We start from the raw sequence: 6,539 nt of genomic DNA on the forward strand, positions 1-6,539 counted from the left end.
CCTTGCCGCAGGAGATCCCTCGCTGCGCTCGGGATGACAAATCGGCCGAAAGGAAGAACGCGATGACAATGATCAGGATCGCCGCGATCCAGGCGGCATCGAGGGCCGCCAGCTTTGCCGACAAATGGCAGGGTGCCGACGTCGCGCACGCGCTGGAGCTGCTCGACCGGGCGGCGGCGCAGGGCGCCACGCTCGCCTGCTTCCCGGAGCTCTACCCGCTGGTCGGCGGGGCCGAGCTCTGCGCCAAGGCGCGCGCGCTTGGCATCCACGTCATCGCCGGCCTGGCTGACGGGCAGCCCGGCCGCTGGCACAACACCAGCGTCATCATCTCGCCCCAGGGCAGGATCGTGGGCCGCCAGACCAAGAACCATCCCACCGCCGGCGAGGTCGACAACGGCGTCGTGGCCGGCGACACGTTCCAGGTGTTCGAGACCGAGCTCGGCCGCTTCGGGATCGTGATCTGCGCCGACTTCGCCTTCTTCACCGACGGCGTCGAGGCGTGCCGCAAGGGCAACGCCGACATCATCTTCAATCCGGCCGTCTGGTTCGCGCTGGCCGAGGCCTACCCGCACACGGTCGCGGGCCGCCACCTGGAATACTCGGTGCCGGTGATCGGCGTGAACGTGGCGCGGCCGGAGAAGGGCCGCAACGACTCGACATTCCCGCCCGCCGGCGGCTTCAGCACGGTCTGCGTGCCGCCGCCGGTCGCCGACATGGACGAGCTGTGGACCTGGTTCCGCACCCGGCCGGAAGGCATCGACTCCACGCGCGGCTTCGTCCACACGCTGGGCGCCGGCGAGGACATGATCGTGGTCGACGTCGACATCGACGCTGTGCGGCGCTTCCCAGGCTACTTCTCCAGCCGCGTGACCGAACGCTCGCAGGCTGCCTGAATGACTGTCATCCCGAGCGCAGCGAGGGATCTCCTGCGAATGGCGCACCCTGCGTCACCCGCGGGAGATCCCTCGCTGCGCTCGGGATGACACCTCTACCTTGATACCAACACGCGAGCGACAGCCAGCATGCACGTCACCAGCCGGGGCTTTCCCCTTTTCCTGACCTTCGATCTCGACGCCGAGACGATGTGGACCGGCCGCGACCCGGCTTATGCATCGCGCCCGATCCTGATGTCGCAGGGCGCCTACGGCTGGAAGGTCGGCACCGGACGGGTGCTCGACCTGCTCAAGCGCTACGGCGTCAAGGCCACGTTCTTCGTGCCCGGCATCATCGTCGACCAGCGGCCGCAGCTGATGGAGCGGATCCTGGAGGAGGGCCACGAGATCGCCCACCACAGCTACACCCATCGCTGGATCCTGGGGCTCAGCCCACAGGAGGAGCGCGAGGAGATGGAGAAGGGCATCGCGGCGATCCAGCGTGTCAGCGGCCGCAAGCCGCGCGGCTGGCGGTCGCCCGCCGCCGAGATCAGCGCCGTCACCCTGCCCATGCTGGTCGAGTACGGCTTCGACTATTCCTCGAACTTCTTCGACGACGATTCCCCCTACCTGCTGACGGTCGAGGGCAAGCCCACGCGCATCGTCGAGCTGCCGTTCCGCTGGGTGCTCGATGATGCACCCTTCTTCCAGTATTCCATCGTGCTGCCGGGGCGCACCATGCAGGCGCCGTCGGCGGTGCTCGAGGCCTGGAAGCTGGAGTTCGACGTGCTCTATGCCGAGAAGCGCATGATGATGCTGGGCATGCATCCCGAGCTGATCGGTCAGCCGTCGCGCATCAAGGTGCTCGAAGGGCTGCTCGAGCATGCGCTGAAGCATCCGGATGTCTGGATCGGCCGCTGCGATGAGGTCACCGACGACATGCGGCCACGGCTGGAGGCCGCCCGACCGTGACCATGCTGGAGATCCGCGACCTTGCCGTCTCGTTCGCCACCGAAGGCGGCACGGTGCGCGCGGTCAACGGCATTTCCTACGCCCTGAAGGAAGGCGAGGTGCTGGGCGTGGTCGGCGAGAGCGGCTCGGGCAAGAGCGTGCATGCGCTGGCCGTCATGCAGCTGCTGTCACCGCCGGCGGCGCGGGTCGAGACGGGCGAGATCCGCTTCCGCGGCACCGACCTGCTGCGGCTGGACGATCGGGCCATGCGTGCGGTGCGCGGCCGGCAGATCGGCATGATCTTCCAGGACCCGATCTCCTCGCTCAATCCCGTCTACACGGTGGGCTTCCAGCTGTGCGAGGTGCTGCGCCTGCACCTGGGCCTGTCGCGCCGCAATGCCACCACGTGCGCCGCCGAGCTGCTGAGCCTGGTCGGCATCCCCGACGCGCGCCAGCGGCTGGCCAGCTATCCGCACGAGCTGTCGGGCGGCATGCGCCAGCGCGTGATGATCGCGCTGGCGATCGCCTGCAATCCCTCGCTGGTCATCGCCGACGAGCCCACCACGGCGCTCGACGTCACCATCCAGGCGCAGATCGTGGCGCTGATCAAGCGGCTGCAGCGCGACATGAACCTCACGGTGATATGGATCTCGCATGATCTCGGCGTGATCGCCGGATTGGCGCAGACGGTGAACGTGATGTACGCCGGCCATATCGTCGAGCGCGGCCCGGTGCGGTCGATCTACAAGGATCCGCGCCACCCCTACACGGTCGGCCTGCTGGGCTCGCTGCCGCGGCTCGACGAGACGGTGGGCGGCCGGCTGCGATCGATCCCGGGCCGGCCGCCTGACATGACCCAGCTGCCGCCGGGCTGCCCGTTCGCCGCCCGCTGCCCGCAGGCGAGCGAGCGCTGCGGCGCCGGCATGCCGCCGGTCGAGGATGTCGGCGACGGCCACAGCGTGCGTTGCTGGCACTGGCGCGACGTCGTGGCGGCGAGGGCGGCATGAGCGGCGACGTGCTGATCGAGGTGCGGGGGCTGCGGACCTACTTCCCGATCCGCCGTGGCCTGCTGCGCACCAAGGTCGGCGACGTCAAGGCGGTCGACGGCGTCAGCTTCCATATCCGCCGCGGCGAGACGCTGGGGCTGGTGGGCGAGAGCGGCAGCGGCAAGACCACGGTCGGCCGCAGCCTGCTGCGGCTGCAGGAGCCGACCGCCGGCGCCATTTTCGTCGACGGCGTCGACTTCCTGGCGCTGTCGGGCGCGAAGCTGCGCCAGACGCGCCGGCGCCTGCAGATGGTATTCCAGGACCCTTACGCCTCGCTCAACCCGCGCATGAAGGTTGAGGACCTGATCGCCGAGCCGCTGCAGATCCAGGGCGTGCTGCGGCGGGCCGCGATCCGCGCCCGTGTCGCCGAGCTGATGGACCTGGTCGGCCTGCCGGCGCAGGCCAGGGGCCGCTACGCGCACGAGTTCTCCGGCGGCCAGCGCCAGCGCATCGGCATCGCCCGGGCGCTGGCCCTGAACCCCGACCTGATCGTCTGCGACGAGGCGATCGCCTCGCTCGACGTCTCGATCCAGGCCCAGATCGTCAACCTGCTGGAGGACCTGCAGCAGCAGCTCGGGCTCACCTATCTCTTCATTGCGCACGACCTCAGCATGGTGCGCCACATCAGCGACCGCATCGCCGTGATGTACCTGGGCAAGATCATGGAGCTTGCCGACCGCGACGCGATCCACGAGCGGCCGCTGCATCCCTACACCCAGGCCCTGATCTCGGCCATCCCGGTCCCCGATCCCGATCTCGAGGCGGCGCGCGAGCACATCGTGCTGGAGGGCGACATGCCCAGCCCGGCATCGCCGCCACCGGGCTGCGTCTTCAGCACCCGCTGCCGCTTCGCGCAGCCGCGGTGCTCGGCCGAGGTGCCGGACTGGCGCGAGGTCAGTCCCGGCCATTTCGCGGCCTGTCATTTCGCCTGAGGGTAGATCGTCTCGCCGCGCTTGAGCATGGCCACGAACGCCGCGATCTTCCTCTGCCGGCCGGCCGCGGTCTTCATGTTGTGCACGCGGAACGCCAGCGCGAAGCGGTTCTGGGCGCTGAGCGTCGCCAGCATTGCCTTGGCCCCGGGCTCGGCGTCGATGGCCGCCTGCAGGTCGTCGGGAATCCGCATGTCGCGGCCGCGCGCGTAGGCGCGTTGCCAGCGCCCGTCCGCCTTGGCCGCCTCGACCTGCTGCAGGCCGTGCGCCGTCATGCGGCCTTCCGCGACCAGGCGGGCAACGTTGTCGACGTTGGCCTGGCTCCAGATGCTCTTCCTGCCGCGCGGCGTGTAGCGCTGCAGGTAGCTGCTCTCGTCGTGGCTCTTGCGGATGGCATCGATCCAGCCCCAGCACAGCGCCACGTCGATGGCCTGCGCCGGCGTGATCGACTTCAGGCCGGAGCCGACTTTGTGGATCTTGATCCACACCTCGTCGGCCGAGTCGTGGTTCCTGCCCAGCCAGGCATGGAAGGCGGCGGCGTCCTTGAACGTGCGCACCTTGCGTGGATCGACGGTGACCGGCGCCATCCCTTTCCCGCCGGGCTCAGAGGCGCGCGGCCCAATAGTCGATCCCGGGGTTGAGCCGGGCGGCAATCGCGGCGACGCGCTGTGGATCGCCAGCGTAGTCGCCCGCGATGTGCCCGCCCTCGATGTCAACGACACTCATGGGTGTCTCTCCTGGCATGGCGCGCAGCCTGGCGCAAACCGTGGCACGCGGATGACCTTGACGAAAAACCGACTTATCGGTATGCTACATACCAACTAGTAGGTATGTGACTGTGACCGATGCTGCGCACCCGTCTCGGATCCGGCTGCTGGATGCCACGCTGAAGGTGGTCCGCAGCAAGGGCTACGCCGCGACGCGGATCGAGGATGTCTGCGCCGAGGCGGGCGTGACCAAGGGCAGCTTCTTCCACCATTTCAAAAGCAAGGATGATCTGGCGCTGTCGGCGGCGGCGTATTGGGATGCGCATGTCCGCAGCTTCTTTGCCGCGGCGCCGTATCATGACGCCGCCACGCCACTGGACCGGCTGCTGGCCTATGTCGATTTCCGCAAGGCGCTGCTGAGCGGCGACATGGCGGACTACACCTGCTTCTCCGGCACGGTGATCCAGGAAGCATGGCGTACCCAGCCGGCGCTGCGCGATGCCTGCGCCGCCGCTGTCAGCGACCACGCCCGCACGCTGCAGGCCGACATCGCCGTCGCCATGCGCCGCCACGGCATCGCCGGTGGGTGGACCGCCGAGAGCCTGGCGCTGCACATGCAGGGTGTGATTCAGGGTGCTTTCATCCTGGCCAAGGCCAGGGGCAGCGCCGCTGCTGCTGCCCAGAGCCTGGACCATCTGCGCCGCTATCTGGAGCTGCTGTTTGGCGGCCGTGCCGGCGCAAGCTGACCCGAAGCGCTGGAGGAGGAGACCCATGCGACTCTACTGGATCAAGGCGCAGGCGCCACGCCGTGCGCTGGCCCTGGTCAAGCACCTGGGCCTGCAGGCGCAATACATCGAGGTCGACCTGATGGGCGGCGGCCTGAAGACGCCCGACTATGCCGCGCTCAACCCCAACATGAAGGCGCCGACCCTGGTCGACGGTGACGTCGTGCTGTGGGAGTCGTCGGCGATCATGGCGTATCTGTGCATCAAGGCCGGCTCGGACATGTGGCCCGCCGCCAATCCGGCCGAGCAGGTCGAGATGCTGCGCTGGCTGTCGTGGAACGATCAGCACTGGGGGCCGGCCGTGGCGCCGTTCTACTTCGAGCACGTGGTCAAGGCGACCTTCGGCATGGGCCCGCCGGATACGGCCGGGCTTGCGCCGAAGGCCGCCAACCTGCAGCGCTTCGCCGCCGTGCTGGACGGTCACCTGCAGGACCGCTCCTGGGCGGCGTGCGGCCGTCTCACCATCGCTGATTTCCAGCTCGCTTCGATGGCGGCCCATTGGCGCGAGGCGCAGATGCCGCTGGCGGCGTTCCCCAACATCGTGCGCTGGCTGGACGGGCTGATGCGCATCCCCGCCTGGGCCGACCCTTGGCCCGGCAACGCCCGCGCAGCAGCCTGAGCGCGCGGGGCCCCGCCGGCCGATGAGCCTGCTGCTGTTCATGCTCAGGGTTCCGCCGCCGACGGCGCGGCGGATGAGCGCGCTCACGGGCCTGCTCACGCGCGGCTATGCCCTTGCGGGCACGCCGATCCCGGCGCAGCGCCTGCATGTCACCTTGCTCAGCCTCGGCCATCACGTCGACGTGCCGCCGGCGTTGGTCGAGAGGGCCCGGCTTGCGGCGGCGACGGTGGCGATGCCCGCGTTCGAGGTGACGTTCAACCGCATCGAGGCGTGGTCGGGATCGCAGGCGCTCGCGCTGCTGGGCGACGACACCGCGGCTCAGGTGGCGGTGCTGCGCCATGCCCTGGCGGCGGCGCTGCAACGCGCCGGCGTGCCGTATGCAAACGCGCTCTTCAATCCGCACGTCAGCCTGATGCGCGGCCTGGCCCTGGCCGAGGCGCAGACGGTGGAGACCTTCAGCTGGACCGTGCAGGACTTCGCGCTCGTGAACAGCCTGACGGGCCATGGCAGATATGTGCAGCTGGGGCAGTGGCCGCTGCCGGCGTAAGGTCGTCGGGTGTGCTTGGTCGGGCCGCGGCGCTCCAGCGCCGCTCATGGCTCATGATCATGATGCGGCGCTGGAGCGCCGCG

At 69.1% G+C, this 6,539-nt stretch carries 9 protein-coding genes; 7 read left to right on the forward strand and 2 right to left on the reverse strand.

Going from position 1 to position 6,539, the window contains the following annotated elements:
• Positions 1-62 precede the first annotated feature (62 nt).
• The 4 genes from FHP25_RS25910 to FHP25_RS25925 all read left to right on the forward strand — a co-directional run bounded on the left by FHP25_RS25910 (position 63) and on the right by FHP25_RS25925 (position 3,801).
• Positions 63-893, forward strand: coding sequence for a carbon-nitrogen hydrolase family protein (locus FHP25_RS25910; RefSeq protein WP_147849873.1), 831 nt, complete (start codon positions 63-65; stop codon positions 891-893).
• A 129-nt stretch (positions 894-1,022) separates the two neighbouring features.
• Positions 1,023-1,844, forward strand: coding sequence for a polysaccharide deacetylase family protein (locus tag FHP25_RS25915; RefSeq protein WP_147849874.1), 822 nt, complete (start codon positions 1,023-1,025; stop codon positions 1,842-1,844).
• A 2-nt stretch (positions 1,845-1,846) separates the two neighbouring features.
• Entirely contained in the window at positions 1,847-2,830 is a 984-nt protein-coding gene (locus FHP25_RS25920; RefSeq protein WP_147849887.1) for an ABC transporter ATP-binding protein, read from the forward strand.
• A complete protein-coding gene (locus FHP25_RS25925) occupies positions 2,827-3,801 on the forward strand; it encodes an ABC transporter ATP-binding protein (RefSeq protein ID WP_147849875.1) in 975 nt (324 codons plus the stop codon). The genes FHP25_RS25920 and FHP25_RS25925 overlap by 4 nt, the downstream gene beginning before the upstream one ends.
• Here the strand turns inward: FHP25_RS25925 and FHP25_RS25930 are convergent.
• Positions 3,789-4,385 (reverse strand): YdeI/OmpD-associated family protein, encoded by a 597-nt coding sequence (locus FHP25_RS25930; protein ID WP_147849876.1) that lies wholly within the window; start codon positions 4,383-4,385, stop codon positions 3,789-3,791. The two genes, FHP25_RS25925 and FHP25_RS25930, sit on opposite strands and share 13 nt — an antisense overlap.
• A 16-nt stretch (positions 4,386-4,401) precedes the next feature.
• Complete coding sequence (locus tag FHP25_RS42290) at positions 4,402-4,524, reverse strand: hypothetical protein (RefSeq protein WP_269434407.1); 123 nt, start codon at positions 4,522-4,524, stop codon at positions 4,402-4,404.
• 112 nt (positions 4,525-4,636) lie between these two features.
• On the opposite strand from FHP25_RS42290, the gene FHP25_RS25935 reads away from it, so the two are divergent.
• Genes FHP25_RS25935 through FHP25_RS25945 form a run of 3 tightly spaced genes read left to right on the forward strand, consistent with a single transcriptional unit; the run spans position 4,637 to position 6,456 of the window.
• A complete protein-coding gene (locus FHP25_RS25935) occupies positions 4,637-5,251 on the forward strand; it encodes a TetR/AcrR family transcriptional regulator (protein WP_231712473.1) in 615 nt (204 codons plus the stop codon).
• 25 nt (positions 5,252-5,276) lie between these two features.
• Positions 5,277-5,909 (forward strand): glutathione S-transferase family protein, encoded by a 633-nt coding sequence (locus tag FHP25_RS25940; RefSeq protein ID WP_147849878.1) that lies wholly within the window; start codon positions 5,277-5,279, stop codon positions 5,907-5,909.
• Positions 5,910-5,949: 40 nt separating this feature from the next.
• Positions 5,950-6,456, forward strand: coding sequence for a 2'-5' RNA ligase family protein (locus FHP25_RS25945; protein ID WP_269434409.1), 507 nt, complete (start codon positions 5,950-5,952; stop codon positions 6,454-6,456).
• Positions 6,457-6,539 lie beyond the last annotated feature (83 nt).

The organism is Vineibacter terrae (assembly GCF_008039615.1).
Lineage (GTDB): Bacteria > Pseudomonadota > Alphaproteobacteria > Reyranellales > Reyranellaceae > Vineibacter > Vineibacter terrae.